At 66.7% G+C, this 2,207-nt stretch carries 3 protein-coding genes; all 3 read left to right on the top strand.

From position 1 onward, the window contains the following. Positions 1–390: MurR/RpiR family transcriptional regulator (locus tag PXJ20_RS32760; protein ID WP_421057495.1), on the top strand; the 390-nt coding region annotated here is incomplete at its 5' end. After that, positions 383–1,378, top strand: a complete 996-nt coding sequence (locus tag PXJ20_RS32765; protein WP_421030429.1) for an isoaspartyl peptidase/L-asparaginase family protein — start codon at positions 383–385, stop codon at positions 1,376–1,378. The genes PXJ20_RS32760 and PXJ20_RS32765, both read left to right, overlap by 8 nt. A 57-nt stretch (positions 1,379–1,435) precedes the next feature. Then, the coding region (locus tag PXJ20_RS32770) for an ATP-binding cassette domain-containing protein (protein ID WP_421057496.1) at positions 1,436–2,207 on the top strand (772 nt) is incomplete at its 3' end.

Consider the following 2,207-nt stretch of genomic DNA (forward strand, 5'->3'; position numbering starts at 1 on the left):
GTCGTCAAAAGCCTCGCGACGCTAGGCGGCGTGTCGGAAGCGGCTCGCCAGATCTCGCGCATCCGCCAGGGCGATCTGCTGATCTCGATCTGTTTCCCGCGCTATCTCGCCGACACCGTCACGCTGACGAAGTCGGCCCGCGAGGCCGGCGCGGGTGTGCTCGCCATCACCGACAAGCCGACCTCGCCGATCGCCAGACACGCCGACGTCTGCCTCTATGCATCGAGCGAACGGCAGTACCTGTCGAACTCGGAAACAGCGGCGCTCGGCATGATCGAGGCGCTTTCGGCGGCGGTGGCGCATCGCTCCGAGAACTCGCTCGACGATGTGGCGCAACTGACCGAGGCGGTGATGCCGTGGCTAAGCAACCAGGATCAAAACCATGACTGACGCTGTACTGGCGATTCACGGCGGTGCGGGCGCGATGGCGCGTGCGGACGCCTCCGCCGAAATGCGCGAGGCGTACGAAAACGCGCTCGCGCGCATCTTGCAGGATGCGGGACGCGTGCTGGAGCAGGGCGGCAGCGCGCTCGACGCGGTGACCGAGGCCGTCCGGTTGCTGGAGGAATGCCCGCTTTTCAATGCGGGGCATGGTGCGGTATTCACGAGCGCCGGCACGCATGAACTCGACGCGTCGATCATGGACGGCCGCACGCTGCAGGCCGGCGCGGTCGCCAATCTGCGCACGGTGCGTAATCCGGTGCTCGCGGCGCGTGCGGTGATGGAGCACAGCCAGCACGTGATGTTCGTCGCCGAAGGCGCGGAAGCCTTTGCCCGCCAGCAAGGGCTCGAATGCGTGGACCCGTCGTTCTTCTCGACGCCGTTACGCCGCGAACAACTCGAACGCGTGCAGCAGGCCGATGCGCGGCAAACGACGCTCGATCACGATGCCGTCTCCACCGGCGCGGTGCCGCTATCGTTTTCCCACGCAACGCAGGGGGCCGCGCCGCTGGATGAAGACCGCAAGCTCGGCACGGTCGGCGCCGTGGCGCGCGACCGTCACGGCAACCTGGCCGCTGCTACGTCCACAGGCGGCATGACCAACAAGCAGCCAGGCCGCGTCGGCGACGCGCCGATCATCGGCGCGGGCTGCTATGCGGAGAACGGCACCTGCGCAATCTCGACCACCGGCAGCGGCGAGATGTTCATCCGCATGGTGGTGGCCCACGACATCGCGGCCCGCATGCGATACGCGGGCGCGTCGCTGGACGAAGCCGCGCATCACGTGGTTCACGAACAATTGCCGCGCATCGACGGACGCGGTGGTCTGGTGGCGGTCGACGCACACGGCAACGTGAGCATGCCGTTCAACACGGAAGGGATGTACCGAGGCTTCATTCGCGCAGGACAGCCCCCGGTCGTCGCCATTTACAGGTAGCTCGGCCAGGGGCGTTCGCGGTGCGAAGGCCCGGCTCTTTTCGGCGGAAGAAAGATGATGAGCGAGAAAGTTGCCGCCTTCGCGGACATGGCGCCCGAGCGGGTCGTACAGGTTGAAGATCTGAGCGTCGAGTTCAGAGGATCGGAACGTACGGTCGAAGCAGTCAAGCATCTCTCGTTTCATGTCGATCGCGGCGAGACGCTGGCGATCGTCGGTGAATCGGGCTCAGGCAAATCGGTGACGTCGCTCGCGCTGATGCGGCTCGTCGAGTACGGCGGCGGCCGTATCACCGGCGGTCGCCTTGGATTTCGCCGGCGGGGCGGACAGACGGTCGACATCGCGCAGTGCTCGGGGCAACAGATGCGCGCGATGCGCGGCGCCGATCTCGCGATGATCTTTCAGGAGCCGATGACGTCGCTCAATCCGGTCTTTCCGGTGGGCGAGCAAATCGCCGAATCGATCCGCCTGCACCAGGGGCTCGGGGTCGCCGAGGCGCGTGCGCAAGCGCTGCGCATGCTCGATCAGGTGCGTATCCCCGACGCGCGAAACGTGCTTGGACGCTATCCGCACCAACTGTCGGGCGGGATGCGCCAGCGCGTGATGATCGCGATGGCACTCGCCTGCAAGCCGGCGCTGCTGATCGCGGACGAGCCCACCACGGCGCTGGACGTGACGGTGCAGGCGCAGATCCTTCAATTGATCCGCGAACTGCAGCGCGAGATGCAGATGGGCGTCATGTTCATCACGCACGACATGGGTGTAGTGGCCGAGGTCGCCGACCGCGTGCTCGTGATGCTGCGCGGCGAGGCCGTCGAGGCGGGCGCGTCGC

The sequence above is a fragment of the Paraburkholderia sp. A1RI_3L genome (genome assembly GCF_048957895.1).
Lineage (GTDB): Bacteria > Pseudomonadota > Gammaproteobacteria > Burkholderiales > Burkholderiaceae > Paraburkholderia > Paraburkholderia kururiensis.

What these genes read in the sequence shown, in the direction of transcription:
- PXJ20_RS32765 (WP_421030429.1), top strand. Translation starts at nt 383, where the DNA reads ATGACTGACGCTGTACTGGCGATTCACGGCGGTGCGGGCGCGATGGCG.